Origin of the sequence: Stenotrophomonas pictorum JCM 9942 (assembly GCF_001431585.1) — a bacterium.
GTDB lineage: Bacteria > Pseudomonadota > Gammaproteobacteria > Xanthomonadales > Xanthomonadaceae > Stenotrophomonas > Stenotrophomonas pictorum.
In genome coordinates, this window is sequence record NZ_LLXS01000021.1 from 90,406 (window position 1) to 107,147 (window position 16,742).

The window sequence follows — 16,742 nt, forward strand, 5'->3', positions numbered from 1 at the left end:
GTCGCCGGAGTGTTCTGCGCGGTCCTGTTCGCCGCCCTGCTGCATGTCCGCAGGAACGCCAGCATCAAACCCCGTGGCAATCAGCGCCGCCCTGCGCGAAACGGCGATCCTGTCCGCGCTGCTGCCCGTGGCCGGCGATCCGGCCTGATTCCGAAGGGATCCAGGCCACCTAGAGCGGCGGCATCGAACTGATGTCCTCGTCCACCAGTTCCATCGCCATCACTAGCGCGTCCTCGCGCCCGCTGGCGGCCGGGTAGTAGCGTGGGCGACGGCCGATCTCGTTGAACCCCTCGCTTTCATACAGCGCCAGAGCCGGGGCATTGGACGGCCGCACTTCCAGAAACACCCGGATGGCGCCGCGCACACGGGCCAGCTGCACCAACTCGCGCAACAGCCGGCGGCCGTAACCGCGCGACTGACACAACGGATCGACACACACATTGAGCACATGCGCCTCGTCGGCGGCCAGACTGAGCATCCCGTAGCCGACCATGTTGCCGCCGCTTTCAAGCACGCGGCCGGGATATCCGGCGCGCAGGCAGTCCAGGAAGATGCCGCGGGTCCACGGATACGGATAGGCGCGCAGCTCGATCTCCATCACCGCATCCAGATCGTCCTCCTGCAACGGACGCAGGACCGGCGCAGACGGCACGGCGGAGGCGCTCACTGCGGGCGCTTCCGCAGCGCCCGCAGCTGCGGCCACAGCGCGCGCTTGGCGGCCGGATTGGCCCGCAGTTCGGCCAGAGGCCAGCTGTCCATCAGCGCTCGGGTCTGGGGTTCATTCGGATTCAAGCCCGAGGCCCGCAACAGCGCAATCTGCAGCCGGTCGGGCATCCGCAGCCCGCCCCCCCGCCGGGCCGGCGCGGCGACGGTGGCAACCGTGACCGGCGTTTCGGGCGCGTCGCCGACAGGGGCGCGCCGCATCGGTGCCGGCGCCGGGCGGGCAGGCCGCGCTGGGGCGGCCTCGGCCATCGGCGACTGCCGCTCCGGTACCGCTGCGGCAGCCACCAGCGGCGCATCCAGCGCGCCGCCTTCCAGATACACCGTGTAGCCCATCGCCTGCAACCAGGCCTGCTGCTGCGGCGACCACACCGGCTCGGGCGAAAATTCCGTCACTGCACCTTGCCGGCCGGCTGCCGCCAACGCTGCAACAGCCACATCACCGGGCCGGACAGTGCATAGATCACACCCACCACGAACAAGGTGCGCGCCGGATCCAGCACCACGATCGAAATGACGATCGGCACCAGCGCCAGCACCATGAACGGGACGCGCTCGGAACGCGGCCCCTTTTCGCTGCCGCCCTTGAAGCTCCAGAACCGGATCCGGCTGACCATCAGCAGGCCCGACACCAAGGTCACCCCCAGGGCCACGTAGCGCAGCTCCTCGCCGCTCCAGCCCAGATCGCCATCGGCGAAGGCCCAGACGAAGGACATCATCAATCCCGCGGCGGCCGGACTGGCCAGGCCCACGAACCAGCGCTTGTCGACGGTGCCGACCTGGGTGTTGAAACGGGCCAGCCGCAACGCAGCGCAAGCCGCATACAGGAACGCGACCGACCAGCCGACCCGGCCCAGCACGTCGCCGTCGAACTTCAGCGAGGACAGCGCCCAGTGGTACATCACCAGTGCCGGCGCCATGCCGAAACTGACCAGATCGGCCAGCGAGTCGTACTGCACACCGAATTCGCTGCTGGTGCCGGTCAGACGCGCGACCCGGCCGTCCAGCCCGTCCATCACCGCCGCCACGAATACGGCGACGCTGGCCTGGACGAACTGGCCGTTGGAGGCGGCAATGATGGCGTAGAACCCGGCAAACAGCCCGGCGGTCGTGAACAGGTTCGGGAGCAGATAGATGCTGCGCGAACGCGGGGGGGGTCTCATTTCGTCCATCCGGGGAGTTTAATCGACTTGCCAGCCACGTCACCGGGTGCTGCAATCCCGGCTTCCCCCGTTTTCCCTGTTCCGGAGAGTTGCCATGCGTGCCCTGCCCCGCCTCTGCTGCCTGCTGGTGCTCGCCAGTGCCGCCACCGCCAGCGCCGGCAACCTCTACAAATGGAAAGACGCCAACGGCGTCACCCAGTATTCCGAGCGCCCACCGACCGGGCAGAAATATGAAACCCGCCGCGTCACCAACAGCGGCGCGGCCGTGGTGGAAGCCGCACCGGCCGCCGAAAACGGCCAGTCCGAGCAGTGCCTGGCCGCCCGCAAGAACATGGAACTGCTGGCCGGCAGCGCCCCGGTGATGCAGGACACCGATGGTGACGGCAAGCCGGATGCGACCCTGGACGATGCCCAGCGCGCCGCGCAGAAACAGCTGGCCGAATCGGCCGCCGCGGTCTATTGCAAGCCCGCCGCCAAGACCTGAGCCGGTTGGGCGGCACGCCCGGGAGCCACGGGCGCCCCCACCGGGGCGGAGAGACTGGCAAAATAGGCGATTCCGCCGTTTTGCGAAGCCTCTCCCATGCGTCTTTCCCGGTTCCACCTGCACACCACCAAGGAAACTCCCGCCGACGCCGAACTGGTCAGCCACCGGCTGATGCTGCGCGCGGGCATGATCCGCAAGCTGGCCTCGGGCCTGTACACCTGGTCGCCGCTGGGCCTGCGCGTGCTGCGCAAGGTCGAGGCCGTGGTGCGCGAGGAGATGGACCGCGCCGGCGCGGTGGAACTGCAGCTGCCGACGATCCAGCCCAAGGAGCTGTGGGAGGAGACCGGGCGCTGGGAGAAGTTCGGCGGCCAGCTGCTGAAAATCAAGGACCGCAAGGAGCAGGAGTACTGCTACAGCCCCACCGCCGAGGAAGCCATCACCGACTTCGCGCGCCAGGAACTGTCCAGCTACAAGCAGCTGCCGGTCAACTTCTACCAGATCCAGACCAAGTTCCGTGACGAGATCCGCCCGCGCTTCGGCGTGATGCGCGCGCGCGAGTTCCTGATGAAGGACGCCTATTCCTTCCATCTGGACGACGCCAGCCTGGTGGCCGAATACGAAAACATGAAGGCTGCCTACACCCGCATCTTCACCCGCCTGGGCCTGGAGTTCCGCGCGGTGCAGGCCGATTCGGGCGCGATCGGCGGTGATGCCTCGCAGGAATTCCACGTGATCGCCGATTCCGGCGAGGACGCGCTGGTGTTCTCCACCGGTTCGGACTATGCGGCCAATGTGGAGGCGGCGATCGCCGCCGATCCGGCCCCGCGTGCGGCCGCCAGCGAGCAGCTGCGCAAGATCGACACCCCGACCCAGAAGACCTGCGAGGAGGTGGCCGCACTGATCGACATCGCCCTGCAGCGCACGGTCAAGTCGGTGGCGCTCATAGCCGGCGAAGGCCAGTTCGTACTGGCGCTGGTGCGTGGCGACCACGAGGTCAACGAGATCAAACTGGCCAAGGTCGAAGGCCTGGCCGATTACCGCATGGCCAGCGAAGCGGAGATTGCCGAGTATCTGGGCAGCGAGCCGGGCTTCCTCGGCCCGTTGAATCCGCGCAAAGCCCTGCGCGTGATTGCCGACCGTGAAGTGGCGGCGATGGCCGATTTTGTCGTCGGTGCCAATGAAACCGGCTTCCATATCGCCGGCGTCAACTGGGGCCGTGACCTGGCCGAACCGGAAGTGGCCGATATCCGCAACGTGGTGGCCGGTGACCGCGCCCGTGACGGCGGCGAGCTGAAAATCGCCCGCGGCATCGAAGTCGGCCACGTGTTCCAGCTCGGCCGCAAATATGCCCAGGCGCTCAAAGCCACCGTACTCGACGTCAATGGCAAGGCCACGGTGATGGCGATGGGTTGTTACGGTATCGGCGTCTCGCGCATCGTCGCTGCGGCGATCGAGCAGAACCATGACGAGGCGGGCATTATCTGGCCGGCGGCGATGGCGCCGTGGCAGGCGGTGGTATGCATGATCAATCCGAAGCAGGATCCGGCCGTGGTCGCCGCCGCCGAAGCGCTGCTGGCCGAGCTGCAGGCCGCCGGCGTCGACGCCGCGCTGGATGACCGTGGCCTGCGCCCGGGTGCGATGTTCGCCGATATGGAACTGATCGGTATCCCGCACCGCATCGTGGTTTCCGAGCGCGGCCTGGCCGCCGGCACCTATGAGTACCGGGCCCGCTCGGCCAGTGAAGCGGAGAATCTGGACAAGACCGCACTGCTGGCGAAAATCGCCTTCTGATTGAAAAGGGCCGGAACAGATTCCGGCCCTTTTCATTTGGACTTAACCTCCGGGCATATATTTGATTTGTCATCACCACGGCCGCCCCGTTATGCTTTGGCACGCTGCCACGGAATGGCTCCGCCTTATCACCCATTATCCGGAGTAGTTATTCGATGAGTATCGATCTGTCCCACCTGTCGGCCAAAGAGCTGGCCGTCCTGATCCGCGACGCACAAAAGCGCAAGACCCTGGTCGCCAAGCGCCAGCCGATCGCCAAGGCCCGCGCCGCGGTTATCGCCGCCGCCAAGAAGGCCGGCTACACCATCGAGGAACTGTTCGGTACCGGCGCCCCGGCTGTGAAAGCCACGCGTGCCACCAAGACCACCAAGAGCGCTGCCAAAACCGGCCGCAAACTGCCCAAGGTGGCACCGAAGTACCGTAATCCGGCCAATGCCGAGCAGACCTGGACCGGTCGCGGCAAGCAGCCGCGCTGGCTGGCCGAATACACCGGACAGGGCCGCAAGGTCGAGGATTTCCTGATCCAGCAGTAAGCCGGACCGGTTGTCCTGATAGACAAACGCCGGCATCTGCCGGCGTTTTGTTTTTCCGCCGTCGCTCCGCCGGTCAGAGATTATTGCGGGCCGGAATCAGCAGATTGCCGAACAGCAGCCCTGCCACCAGCGCCATCACCACATTGACCACGGTCAGCATCGCCGATTCACCGGCATTCACGTTTTGCTGCTGCACCAGACTCAATACCCCGCGCAGACTGGTACTGCCGGGAACCAGCATGATGATGCCCGGCAGGCGGACGATCGCGCCGGGGCGATGGGCCAGACGACCGAACAGATTGCCCGCGGCGGTCAAGGCCATCGCCGCCAGAAACACCCCCGCCGGCGCGCCCCACACCTGGCCGCCATAACGCGATATCGCATAACCGGCCACCGAGGCGGCCATTACCCACGGATAATCCCGGCCACTGGCGCGGAACAGCATCGCAAACGCGAACGAGGCCACCAGTACCGACCCCCATTCCACCCAGTCCGATTGCGGGCGCGAGGCGCGGATTTCCGGCTCCAGTCCGATGAAATGGGCGATGGTCACCGCGATCATCGCGCCCACGGTGAGTTTCATGATCGTGGTCAGCGCCCCGGCAAACCGCGCCGTGCCCGAGACCCAGTGCTGGCTGGCCAGTTCATTGACCGCATTGGTCAGCGCCATACCCGGCAGCAATACCACCAGCGACGCGATGATCACCGTGTTCAGATTCAGCGGCCCGATAAAGGTGGCCACCAGTACCGCGACAAATCCGGCCAGCAACGCCGCCAGCGCATCAGCCGCTTCGCGCGAGGCGGTACGCCGATCGGTATAGAACAGCATCAGGCCGATCAGCAGGCCGGTCACCCCGGCGGTGGCGATATCCAGCCACGGCAACCGCCACAACCCGGCCACCCCCGCCGATCCGAGCGCGAACGACATCAGCATCTGGATCTTGCCGCGCAAACCCGGATCCTTGTCCAGTTGGCGCAGCGCGGTATGGCCCTGGGCGATACTCATCTGCCCGCCGGCCACCGCATCTGCGATCTGGTCGGCCATGGCCAGTTTATGCAGATCGTTATCGCCGGGCCCCAGCCGGATCACCCGGGTGATATCGCTGGAACCGATCGCCCGGGTCGGATCACTGAAACTGAGGATAAGACCGGTCGGGTTGGACCACGGCTCGCAATCCAGATCCAGCCGCTGCGCCAGCGCGACCACCGCCGCCTCCAGCCGTTGCGCGGTGGTGCCGTAGCTGTGCAGACGTCCGGCGATCTCCGCAACGAAGGCCACACGCTGGGCATAGGTGGCCCGGTTGGAGACAGCGACGATAGGTTCGGCAGACATGGCCGCTAGTATCACCCGGAAGCGCCATTCATACTCATCCTTGTACACGCAGGGACAAGGTATGCTCGGCAGCGGATGCCACCCATGAAAGATCACCCACCACCCCACTACCTGCTCGATCCGGACATCGAGGGCCAGCTCCGCTTGTCGGGCAGCTGGACGCTCGCCACCGCGTTGCGGGCGACCGAGCTGCTGGGGCAAATCACCGCACCGGTGCACAGCGTCGACGCGCGCGCGGTCGACGGCCTGGATTCGGCCGGGGTATTGCTGCTGCTGCGCTACGCGCACCGGGCCGGTATCCCCGACGAGGCGCTGCGGTTCCGGGATGAACACAAGGCGCTGGTGTGCACGATCGAGGAAGTGGCCGACGAGCGTCCCAAGCCGCCGCGCGACTACGGCATCATCGCCGCGCTGGAGCGGCTGGGCCGTTCGGTCCACGCCATCGGCCGCAACATCGTGGTGCTGGTCAACTTCCTCGGCGAGAACCTGGTCAAGCTCGGCCGTCTACTGCGCCAGCCACGGCGTCTGCGCCTGACCGCCACCGTCAGCCACATGGAAGATGTCGGACTGGACGCGGTGCCGCTGGTGGCGTTGCTGTCCTACCTGGTGGGCGCGGTGATCGCCTTCCTCGGCTCGACCATCCTGCGTGACTTCGGCGCGGAGATTTTCGTGGTGGAACTGGTTTCCATCGCGTTCCTGCGCGAATTCGCGGTGCTGCTGACCGCGATCGTCCTGGCCGGGCGCACGGCCAGCGCCTTCACCGCGCAGATCGGCGCAATGAAGGCGCGCGAGGAGATCGACGCGATCCAGACCCTCGGGCTGGATCCGATCGATCTGCTGGTGCTGCCGCGGGTGATCGCCCTGCTGGTGATGCTCCCGCTGCTGACCTTCGTGGCCATGCTCGCCGGACTGGCCGGCGGCGTCACCGTGGGCGCGTTCGACCTGGATATCCCGCCACAGATGTACCTGGCACGCATGCATGACACGATCGAAGTGCGACACATGCTGGTGGGCCTGTCCAAAGCGCCGGTGTTTGCGCTGATCATCGCGCTGATCGGCTGCCTGGAAGGCCTGAAAGTGGAAGGCACCGCACAGTCGGTCGGTGAGCGCACCACCTCCAGCGTGGTGCAGACCATTTCGCTGGTGATCATCCTCGACGCATTGGCCGCGCTGTGGTTCATGCACATGGACTGGTAATGATGGCCATCGCTTCGAAGAATGGTGCGCACACCCCCGACCTGGCCATCCGCGTATGCGGGCTGGTCAACCGTTTCGGCAGCCAGACCGTGCACGAGGGGCTAGATCTGGAAGTCCGCCGCGGCGAGATCCTGGGTATCGTCGGCGGCTCGGGTACCGGCAAATCGGTGCTGATGCGCTCCATCCTGGGACTGCGCACACCCGATGCCGGACAGATCGAGGTGCTGGGCGTGAACGCCCGCTCGGGTGACCCCGCCGACCGGCTGCGGATCGAGCGCAATACCGGCGTGCTGTTCCAGGATGGTGCCCTGTTCTCCTCGCTCACGGTCGGCGAGAACGTGCAGGTGCCGCTCAAGGAGCATCATCCCGAACTGAGCGAGCGCTGGCACTACGAGCTGGCATTGCTGAAGGTGAAACTGGCCGGTCTGCCGGCCGATGCGATCAACAAGCTGCCCTCGCAGCTGTCCGGCGGCATGCGCAAGCGTGCCGGCCTGGCCCGCGCGTTGGCGCTGGACCCGCCCTTGCTGTTTCTGGATGAACCCACCGCCGGGCTCGACCCGATCGGCGCGGCCGCCTTCGACCGGCTGATCAAGACTCTGCAGGAAGCGCTGGGCCTGACCGTGTTCCTGATCACACACGATCTGGACACGCTTTACGCTATCTGTGACCGCGTGGCGGTGCTGGCCGACCAGAAAGTGATCGCCAACGCGCCGCTGCCCGAAATCGAACAGCTGGATCATCCGTGGATCCGCGAATACTTCCACGGCCCCCGCGCCCGCGCCGCGCGCGGACAACTGCCCGAGCACGCCTGATATGGAAACCAAAGCCAATTACGTCCTGATCGGCGCCTTCACCCTGATCATCTCGATCGCGCTGCTGTTCTTCGGTCTATGGGCGGCCAAGTACTCCTCCGACCGCACCTGGCAGCAATACCGGGTAGTGTTCGATGAGGCTGTCACCGGCCTGTCGGTCGGCAGCCCGGTGCAATACAACGGCATCGCCGTAGGCTCGATCACCGAGCTTTCACTCGCCCCCGAGGATCCGCGCAAGGTGATCGCGCGCCTGCGCCTGAACTCGACCACGCCGGTGAAAACCGACACCCGCGCCAAGCTCGCCATCACCAGCCTGACCGGGCCGGCGATCATCCAGCTCAGTGGCGGCACGCCACAGGCAGCGGCGCTGACGGCCGCCAGCAACGAACCGATTCCGACCATCGCCACGGCGCCCTCGGCACTGCAGAACATCACCGATGTGGCCAATCGCGTGGTCGAGCGCATGGACCAGCTGCTCAGCGACGAGAACGTGGGCAAGATCACCACCACGCTGGCCCACCTGGAGACCATCAGCGGCGGTTTGGCCGACCGCGACGAAGGCACCCGGGCGCTGCTGCTGGAAGCACGCGATGCCGCGCGCAACCTCAATGTGACCCTGGGTACGGCCAATGGGGCGATCCAGCATCTGGACCAGAACGTGCTGCGGCAGCTGCCGGCCTCGCTGGAAAAACTCGATACCAGCCTGTCCAAGCTCGACTCGGCCGCCGGCAATGCCGATGCGATCCTTGGCGAGAACCGCGCGGCCATCAACAGCTTCGCCAACGATGGACTGGCCCAGCTGGGCCCGACCCTGACCGAACTGCGCGGACTGATCCGCGACCTGCGCCGGGTCAGTGACCGGCTGGAGAACAACCCGGCGCGCTACCTGCTCGGTCGCGATGCCCCGAAGGAATTCGAACCGAAATGAAGCTTTCCTTTTCAATCCGACTGATCGCGCCATGGTGTGTGCTGGCACTGGCCGGCTGCTCGGTGCTGGCCGGCGGCGACCGCCAATCCACCACCATCTATGCCCCGCAGGTGCGCGTGCAGGCCGATCCGGCCTGGCCCAGCGTTGACTGGCAGCTGGCCATCGCCAAGCCCAGCGCCGCGCGCCTGGTCGACAGCCCGCGCATCAATGTGCGGCCGACGCCGGGCGAACTGGAGGTCTACAAGGGGGCGACCTGGTCGCAACCGGCCACCGACATTCTCGAAGACACCCTGTTGCGCGGTTTCGAGGATTCCGGACGGATCGACGCGGTGGCGCGCATTGCGGCCGGTATCCGCTCCGACTACAAGCTCACCACCGACCTGCGCCGCTTCGAAGCCGATTACCGCGGCGGCGACACCCCGGCGGCGACCATCGAGCTCAATGCCAAGCTGATCCACAGCATCGACCAGCGCGTGGTCGCCTCGCGCACGTTCCTGGTTGCCGAACCGGCCGCCTCCGCTGAGCTGCCCAGCGTGGCGCGCGCCTTTGAAACCGCGCTGGACAAGACGGCTGGCGATCTGATCGGCTGGACGCTGGTCAGCGGCCAGCAGGACGCCGCGGCGCTGCCCGCTCAAGGATCTGTCGGAAAGTAAGGTTGATGCGCTCGCCAGTCGGGCGCCGCGTCTTCGGCAGTGCATGCTGGTAGAAGCGCTGGGTATCGCCGGCCATCACCAGCAGATCCCCGTGGCCGAGCAGGAACTCCCGCTTGCAGGAATGGTCGTCGCGCCGGCGCAGCAGAAAGCGCCGCGGCGCCCCCAGGCTCAGCGAGGCGATCAACGGACGCTCGCCCAGCTCCGGCTCGTCGTCGCTGTGCCAGCCCATGCTGTCACCACCATTGCGATATCGGTTGAGCAGCACGCTGTTGAATCGACTCTGGCAAGCCTGCTGCAACCTTTCACGCAGCGGCAGCAACGACTCCAACCACGGATGCGGCACGAAATCCGCGCCGGAATAACGATAGAACGCGCCTGCATCGCCCATCCAGCAGCTCAACCGCGGCGAATCCACCCAGCGCCCGAACATGCGCAGGCGATGGACTTCCCACGGTACCCCGTCGTGCAGAGCGAGCAGCAATGCATCGGCCTCGGCGGGCGGGAGCCAGCCACGCTTGTATAAGACATTCAGCACCATGCTGGTCATATCGGAACAGCATACTTGAATGCATCCGCGCCATCGTTTGCGGAGCCGCTCCCGAAGCTGGAGAATTCCCACCGCCCTATGCCGTTGCCGAAGACCCCATGCCCGTTGCCCTAGCCTGCCGGCCGATTTTCCAGCGATGACCGATAAACGCTTGCGCCAATCGCTTTTTCCACTGCTGCGTGCCGTGTTCCGAGCGCTGCCGTTGTCCGAAAGCCAACGTGACCGCCTGCGCACGCGACTGCTAGAACGTCATGGTCATTGGGTACCGCTGCCGCCGCGCGGTCGTCAGGAGGAGGGCGCTCCACTTCCAAGCATGTGCCCCGGCGCGCAACTACGTTGTCGTGCGGATGAAGCAGCTATCGGACATGTGTCATGGCGGCAGGCTCCACTGCCCTCGCCGTTGCCTGCGACGCTGGTTGCCTTCTATCTGCCCCAGTTCCACACGTTTCCGGAAAACGACAGCTGGTGGGGCAAGGGTTTCACAGAGTGGCGCAACGTGACCCGGGCCTTGCCCCAGTTTGAAGGCCATGTGCAACCACGTCTGCCAGCTGACTTAGGTTTCTATGATCTTCGAAACCCCCAAGTGATGCGCAACCAGGCGAAACTCGCCACCGAATACGGCATCGGCGCATTCTGTTTCTACTATTACTGGTTCAGTGGTCGCACCCTGATGGAGGATCCACTACGCCAGTGGTTGGCCGACGAAAGCATCGACCTGTCGTTCTGCATGTGCTGGGCGAATGAGAACTGGACCCGGCGCTGGGACGGGCGCGACGGGGATATCCTGATAGGACAGCAGCACAGTGCAGCGGACGACCTGGCCTTCATCCAGCACATCGCACCCTACCTGCGCGACCGCCGGGCACTGAAAGTCGAAGGCAAGCCGATACTACTGGTGTATCGCCCGCTACTGCTGCCCGATGCCCGGGCAACCGCCGGGCGCTGGCGACAGTGGTGTCGTGACAACGACGTGGGCGAAATCCACTTGGCCTACGTACAGGGGTTTGAACGCCCGGATCCGCGCGCCATCGGCTTTGATGCTGCCGTCGAATTCCCGCCCAACATGAGCAATCCGACTTCATTGTCGGCACAGCAGTGGCTGATCAACCCTGACTTTCACGGCGATGTTCGCGACTGGCGGGAATTGGCCAAGGAAATCGTTTCACGACCACTCCCCGACTATCCACTCTACCCGGGCGTGAACCCTGGCTGGGACAACGAAGCCCGGCGCTCTGGAAATGGCCGTATCTACCTGCATGCATCTCCACGTGGCTATCGCGACTGGCTGCATGAAACAGTTTACGGACGCCTAGCCGCGGCAGCTCCGGAGCAACGCCTCGTCTTCATCAACGCGTGGAATGAATGGGCTGAGGGAGCGGTACTGGAACCTGATACCCGGCTCGGCCATGCCTGGTTGGAAGCAACACGCTCAGCGCTGGCTCCTGCCCGTGAGATGCCGCCGGCCTCCCACCCCTGCGCCGTCATCCATGCCTGGTATCCCGACGTGTTCGCCGAACTGCTGCAGGCGCTACAGGACAGTGGACTGACCTGGCGACTGGTGATCACCACCAGCCATGAACAGCATGCGGAAATCGAGCGGCTACTTGCCACGTATGGCATGTCGGGGGAGATCCACGCTTTCCCCAACCATGGCCGAGACATTCTGCCTTTCCTGCATGTGGCCGAGGCCCTGCTGGAGGAGGGCGAAGATATAGTGCTGAAACTGCATACCAAGCGTTCGGTTCACCGCCACGATGGTGAGCAGTGGCGGAATGAGATTGTCAGCCGCCTGCTTGCACCGGAACGCGCCGCCCGGATCGTCGAGGGGTTCCGCGCCGATCCGGTGCTCGGCCTGGTGCCTCCTGAGGGGCACGTCCAGCGGCTGGACTATTTCTGGGGCGCGAATGAGCGCAACGTGCGCCGCCTGCTTACCCGCTTCGGGCTCCCGCAGGCGGACCCAGACAACGACTGTTTCATCGCCGGCAGCATGTTCTGGGTCCGTTTGAGGGCCCTGCGACCAATGCTGGATACGCACTTGCAACCCTCCCTGTTTGAAGCGGAAGCCGGACAGGTGGATGGGACCCTTGCGCATGCGCTCGAGCGCACGTTCACACTGGTTGCCCGGCATGCCGGGTTCATCCAGAAGGATGCGGCCACGCTGCTGGGCCTGCCACATGACGATGACTCGACGTATGCCTACGCCCGACGGAGCTGAAGCACAGACGCGAGGGGCTGCGAAACAGCCCCTCCAATCATCACTCTGCGCGCCGGAACGGCACGCCGGTCTTTTCCTTAAGCTCCTCATAGCTGACGCCCGGTGCGGCTTCCACCAGCACCAGGCCGTTGTCGGTAATGTCGAACACCGCCAGATCGGTGATGATGCGATCAACCACCCCCACGCCAGTCAGCGGCAGCGTGCAGTCGGCCAGGATCTTGTGTTCACCGTTCTTGGCGGTGTGCTCCATCAGCACCACCACGCGCTGCACGCCGGCCACCAGATCCATCGCGCCGCCCATGCCCTTGACCATCTTGCCGGGCACCATCCAGTTGGCCAGGTCGCCCTTGTCGGTGACCTGCATCGCGCCGAGGATGGCCAGGTTGATGTGACCGCCGCGGATCATCGCGAACGAATCATGGCTGCCGAAGTAGCTGGCACCGGCACGCGCGGTGACGGTCTGCTTGCCGGCATTGATCAGGTCGGCATCCACTTCGGCTTCGGTCGGGAACGGGCCGATGCCAAGCAGGCCGTTCTCGGACTGCAGCCATACGTCCATGCCTTCGGGGATATGGTTGGCAACCAGGGTCGGCAGGCCGATACCCAGGTTCACATACGCACCATCGGTCAGCTCGCGCGCGGCGCGCTGTGCCATTTCGTCACGGGTCCAGGCCATTTCAGTTCCCCTCCTGACGCACAGTGCGCTGCTCGATGCGCTTTTCCGGCGTTGCGTTCAATACGATGCGATCGACGTAGATCCCCGGCAGGTGCACCTGGTCCGGATCGATGGCGCCGACCGGCACGATCTCCTCCACCTCGACCACGCAGACTTTGCCGGCCATCGCGCAGGCCGGATTGAAGTTGCGCGCGGTCTTGCGGAACAGCAGGTTGCCGGCTTCGTCGGCCTTCCACGCCTTGACCAGCGACACGTCGGCCTTGAGCGCGGTCTCCAGCACATAGTGTTTGCCGTCGATCTCGCGGGTTTCCTTGCCTTCGGCCACCACAGTGCCGTAGCCGGTGGCAGTGAAGAAGGCGGGGATGCCCGCTCCGCCGGCGCGCAGGCGCTCGGCCAGGGTGCCCTGCGGGTTGAACTCCAGCTCCAGTTCACCGGCCAGGTACTGGCGCTCGAACTCCTTGTTCTCGCCCACATAGGACGAAATCATCTTCCTGATCTGGCGGGTTTCCAGCAGCTGGCCCAGGCCGAAGCCATCGACACCGGCGTTGTTGGAAATCGCCGTCAGCCCCTTGACCCCACTGTCGCGCAACGCGGCGATCAGGGCCTCGGGAATGCCGCACAGGCCGAAGCCGCCGACCGCCAGCGTCTGCCCGTCGGCCACGATGCCGGCCAGCGCCTCGGCAGCGGAGGCATACAGCTTGCCGCGCTTGCCGGTCGGGGTAGAGAGATCGCTCATCGCATCACGCCCACAATAACCAAGGATGCGCGCATTCTAGCGGCGTTCCCGGATCAGTCGCCTTGGACCTTCGTCCAGCCCGCAGACAGCCAGTTACGTAGAGGGCGACTAAACTAGGCGCCTTTATTCCAGCAGGATGCATGCAATGCCTCTCCCCGCCTTCAAGGCCTACGACATCCGCGGCCGCGTGCCGGAAGAACTCAATCAAGACATCGCCCGGAAAGTCGGCAAGGCGCTGGCGGCCCAGCTCGGGGAAGGCGCGGTGGTTCTCGGGCATGACGTGCGCCTGACCAGTCCGGCGTTGCAGGACGCACTGGCCGCCGGTCTGCGTGGCGAGGGCCGGGAGGTGATCGATATCGGCCTGTGCGGTACCGAGGAGGTCTACTTCCAGACCGATCATCTCGGTGCGGCCGGTGGGGTGATGGTCACCGCCAGCCACAATCCGATGGACTACAACGGGATGAAGCTGGTGAAGGAGAGCGCGCGTCCGATCAGCTCCGATACCGGGCTTTTCGCGATCTCCGATGCCGTCGCCGCCGATACGTCCGAGGCGCAAACGCCGCGTGGCGGTCTGCGCACCGAATATGACAAGAGCGCCTACATCCAGCACCTGCTCGGCTATGTGGACGCCGCCGCACTCAAGCCGCTGAAGCTGGTGGTCAATGCCGGCAACGGCGGCGCCGGCGCCGTCATCGATCTGCTGGCACCGCACCTGCCGCTGGATTTCGTGCGCATCTGCCACGAGCCCGATGGCAGCTTCCCCAATGGCATCCCCAACCCGCTGCTGCCGGAGAACCGTGCGCTCACCGCACAGGCAGTGCGCGAACACGGTGCCGACTTCGGCATCGCCTGGGACGGCGACTTCGACCGCTGCTTCTTCTTCGACCACAACGGCCGCTTCATCGAAGGCTATTACCTGGTCGGCCTGCTGGCCCAGGCCATCCTCGCCCGCAACCCGGGCGGCAAGATCATCCACGATCCGCGCCTGACCTGGAACACGGTGGAAATGGTCGAAGCCGCCGGCGGCGTGCCGGTGCTGTGCAAGAGCGGCCACGCCTTCATCAAGGAGAAGATGCGTGCCGAGAACGCCGTCTACGGCGGCGAGATGAGCGCCCATCACTACTTCCGCGAATTCGCCTATGCCGACTCGGGCATGATCCCCTGGCTGCTGATCGCCGCGCTGGTTTCCAGCAGTGGCCGATCGCTGGCCGAACTGGTGGAAGACCGCATGGCGCGCTTCCCCTGCAGTGGCGAGATCAACTTCAAGGTCGCCGATGCGAAGGCGGCGGTGGCGCGTGTGATGGCGCATTTCGCCGCGCAGTCGCCGATGCTGGACCACACCGACGGTATCAGTGCCGATTTCGGTGACTGGCGCTTCAACCTGCGCAGTTCCAACACCGAACCGCTGCTGCGCCTGAACGTGGAAACCCGCGGTGATGCCACGTTGCTGGCGCTGCGCACCCACGAGATTTCCGACCTTATCTCCGCCTGAGGCCCTCCATGAACCCGATCCTGCCCGTCATCCTCTCCGGCGGTTCCGGCACGCGCCTGTGGCCGCTGTCGCGTGAGGCGTACCCGAAGCAGTTCCTGCCGCTGACCGGCGAGCGCACCATGCTGCAGGCGACTTGGCTGCGTGTGGCCGATATCGCCGCGCAGGCGCCCATCGTGGTCGCCAACGAATCGCATCGTTTTGTGGCCGCCGAACAGCTGCAGCAGGTTGGTACCGCACCGTCGGCGATCCTGCTGGAACCGGCCGGCCGCAACACCGCCCCGGCCATCGCCGCCGCCGCGCTGGAGGCCCGCCGCAACGGTGAAGATCCCCTGCTGCTGGTGCTGCCCTCGGATCACCTGATCAATGACATTCCCCGCTTCCACCAGGCCATCGCCCAGGCCGCCAGCCTCGCCGGACAGGGCAAGCTGGTGACCTTCGGCATCCAGCCGACCGCGCCGGAGACCGGCTACGGCTACATCAAGGCGGTGGCCGGTGAGGGTCCGCGCGCGATCGAGCGCTTTGTCGAGAAGCCCGATCTGCAGACCGCACAGGGTTACGTCGCCTCGGGCGAGTACTACTGGAACAGTGGCATGTTCCTGTTCCGCGCGTCCCGTTATCTGGAGGAGCTCGAACGCCTGCAGCCGCAGATCCTGGCTGCCTGCCGTACATCATGGGAGCGGGCCCGCCGCGACAGCGACTTCATCCGCCTGGATGCGGACGCCTTCCAGGCCAGCCCGTCGGACTCCATCGATTACGCGGTGATGGAAAAGACCGCCGATGCGGCTGTGGTGCCGCTGGATGCGGGCTGGAGCGATGTCGGCTCATGGACCGCCCTGCGCGACGTGTCCGCGCAGGACGCCGACGGCAACGCCCATCGCGGCGATGTCATCGCCATCGATTGCCACAACACCTTCGCCTATGGCGACCGTCTGATCGCGATGGTCGGCCTGAAGGATGTGGTCGTGGTCGAAACCGATGACGCGGTGCTGGTCGGCAGATCCGACCGCATGCAGGAGGTCAAGGATGTGGTGGCCCGACTGAAGGCCGACGGTCGCAGCGAAGCCACCTGGCATCGCAAGGTCTACCGCCCCTGGGGGGCCTACGATTCCATCGACAACGGCGAGCGTTTCCAGGTCAAGCGCATCACCGTCAAGCCCGGCGGCACGCTGAGCCTGCAGATGCACCACCACCGTGCCGAGCACTGGATCGTGGTCAGCGGTACCGCCGAGGTCACCCGCGGTGAGGAAGTGTTGCTGCTGACCGAGAACCAGAGCACCTATATCCCGCTGGGCGTGACCCACCGTCTGCGCAACCCCGGCAGGTTGCCGCTGGAGCTGATCGAAGTGCAGTCGGGCAGCTACCTGGGCGAAGACGATATCGTGCGCTTCGAGGACACCTACGGCCGCACCTGAGCCGCACCGATCGCCGCATATGAAAAGCCCCGGGAACTCCGGGGCTTTTC

16 protein-coding genes and 1 pseudogene are annotated in these 16,742 nt (G+C 65.5%); 10 read left to right on the top strand and 7 right to left on the bottom strand.

Features of this window, described 5'->3' with window-relative positions; translation table 11 throughout:
- Positions 1 to 169: 169 nt before the first annotated feature.
- From rimI to pssA, 3 genes are read right to left on the bottom strand one after another with little or no spacing between them, the layout of a single operon-like run.
- Entirely contained in the window at positions 170 to 667 is a 498-nt protein-coding gene (gene rimI / locus ARC78_RS08690) for a ribosomal protein S18-alanine N-acetyltransferase (protein ID WP_054658463.1), read from the bottom strand.
- Entirely contained in the window at positions 664 to 1,116 is a 453-nt protein-coding gene (locus tag ARC78_RS08695; RefSeq protein ID WP_057506108.1) for a hypothetical protein, read from the bottom strand. The genes rimI and ARC78_RS08695 overlap by 4 nt, the downstream gene beginning before the upstream one ends.
- Positions 1,113 to 1,892 (bottom strand): CDP-diacylglycerol--serine O-phosphatidyltransferase, encoded by a 780-nt coding sequence (gene pssA, locus ARC78_RS08700; protein ID WP_054657512.1) that lies wholly within the window; start codon positions 1,890 to 1,892, stop codon positions 1,113 to 1,115. The genes ARC78_RS08695 and pssA overlap by 4 nt, the downstream gene beginning before the upstream one ends.
- Before the next feature lie 85 nt (positions 1,893 to 1,977).
- Here pssA and ARC78_RS08705 point away from each other — a divergent pair, with 85 nt between their 5' ends.
- From ARC78_RS08705 to ARC78_RS08715, 3 genes and pseudogenes are all read left to right on the top strand, one after another.
- Positions 1,978 to 2,367 (top strand): DUF4124 domain-containing protein, encoded by a 390-nt coding sequence (locus ARC78_RS08705; RefSeq protein ID WP_054657511.1) that lies wholly within the window; start codon positions 1,978 to 1,980, stop codon positions 2,365 to 2,367.
- A 96-nt stretch (positions 2,368 to 2,463) separates the two neighbouring features.
- Positions 2,464 to 4,158 (top strand): proline--tRNA ligase, encoded by a 1,695-nt coding sequence (locus ARC78_RS08710; protein WP_054657509.1) that lies wholly within the window; start codon positions 2,464 to 2,466, stop codon positions 4,156 to 4,158.
- Between the two features lie 155 nt (positions 4,159 to 4,313).
- Positions 4,314 to 4,688 (top strand): annotated as a pseudogene (locus ARC78_RS08715) (H-NS histone family protein); the annotation flags it as partial.
- Positions 4,689 to 4,764: 76 nt separating this feature from the next.
- Here the strand turns inward: ARC78_RS08715 and ARC78_RS08720 are convergent.
- Positions 4,765 to 6,024 carry a threonine/serine exporter family protein gene (locus ARC78_RS08720; protein ID WP_054657506.1) on the bottom strand — a complete coding sequence of 420 codons (1,260 nt, stop codon included), beginning with the start codon at positions 6,022 to 6,024 and terminating at the stop codon, positions 4,765 to 4,767.
- 84 nt (positions 6,025 to 6,108) lie between these two features.
- On the opposite strand from ARC78_RS08720, the gene ARC78_RS08725 reads away from it, so the two are divergent.
- From ARC78_RS08725 to ARC78_RS08740, 4 genes are read left to right on the top strand one after another with little or no spacing between them, the layout of a single operon-like run.
- Positions 6,109 to 7,221: an ABC transporter permease gene (locus ARC78_RS08725; protein ID WP_054657504.1), complete on the top strand. Its 1,113-nt coding sequence runs from the start codon at positions 6,109 to 6,111 to the stop codon at positions 7,219 to 7,221.
- A complete protein-coding gene (locus ARC78_RS08730; protein ID WP_054657502.1) occupies positions 7,221 to 8,033 on the top strand; it encodes an ABC transporter ATP-binding protein in 813 nt (270 codons plus the stop codon). The genes ARC78_RS08725 and ARC78_RS08730 overlap by 1 nt, the downstream gene beginning before the upstream one ends.
- A gap of 1 nt (position 8,034) precedes the next feature.
- Positions 8,035 to 8,961, top strand: a complete 927-nt coding sequence (locus tag ARC78_RS08735) for an MlaD family protein (protein WP_054657500.1) — start codon at positions 8,035 to 8,037, stop codon at positions 8,959 to 8,961.
- A complete protein-coding gene (locus ARC78_RS08740) occupies positions 8,958 to 9,614 on the top strand; it encodes an ABC-type transport auxiliary lipoprotein family protein (RefSeq protein ID WP_054657498.1) in 657 nt (218 codons plus the stop codon). Before ARC78_RS08735 ends, ARC78_RS08740 begins: the two co-directional genes overlap by 4 nt.
- On the opposite strand, the gene ARC78_RS08745 is transcribed toward ARC78_RS08740, so the two are convergent.
- Positions 9,559 to 10,161 (bottom strand): alpha-ketoglutarate-dependent dioxygenase AlkB family protein, encoded by a 603-nt coding sequence (locus ARC78_RS08745; protein ID WP_054657496.1) that lies wholly within the window; start codon positions 10,159 to 10,161, stop codon positions 9,559 to 9,561. The genes ARC78_RS08740 and ARC78_RS08745 overlap by 56 nt on opposite strands.
- A 136-nt stretch (positions 10,162 to 10,297) precedes the next feature.
- Between ARC78_RS08745 and ARC78_RS08750 the strand changes: the two genes are divergently transcribed.
- Positions 10,298 to 12,376, top strand: a complete 2,079-nt coding sequence (locus tag ARC78_RS08750) for a glycoside hydrolase family 99-like domain-containing protein (RefSeq protein WP_057506109.1) — start codon at positions 10,298 to 10,300, stop codon at positions 12,374 to 12,376.
- A 40-nt stretch (positions 12,377 to 12,416) separates the two neighbouring features.
- Here ARC78_RS08750 and ARC78_RS08755 read toward each other — a convergent pair whose 3' ends face one another.
- Positions 12,417 to 13,052: a CoA transferase subunit B gene (locus ARC78_RS08755; RefSeq protein WP_054657494.1), complete on the bottom strand. Its 636-nt coding sequence runs from the start codon at positions 13,050 to 13,052 to the stop codon at positions 12,417 to 12,419.
- 1 nt (position 13,053) lies between these two features.
- A complete protein-coding gene (locus tag ARC78_RS08760; protein ID WP_057506110.1) occupies positions 13,054 to 13,788 on the bottom strand; it encodes a CoA transferase subunit A in 735 nt (244 codons plus the stop codon).
- A gap of 145 nt (positions 13,789 to 13,933) precedes the next feature.
- Between ARC78_RS08760 and ARC78_RS08765 the strand changes: the two genes are divergently transcribed.
- Entirely contained in the window at positions 13,934 to 15,280 is a 1,347-nt protein-coding gene (locus ARC78_RS08765; protein WP_054657492.1) for a phosphohexomutase domain-containing protein, read from the top strand.
- Positions 15,281 to 15,288: 8 nt separating this feature from the next.
- Positions 15,289 to 16,692, top strand: a complete 1,404-nt coding sequence (locus ARC78_RS08770; RefSeq protein ID WP_054657490.1) for a mannose-1-phosphate guanylyltransferase/mannose-6-phosphate isomerase — start codon at positions 15,289 to 15,291, stop codon at positions 16,690 to 16,692.
- Positions 16,693 to 16,742: the final 50 nt, after the last annotated feature.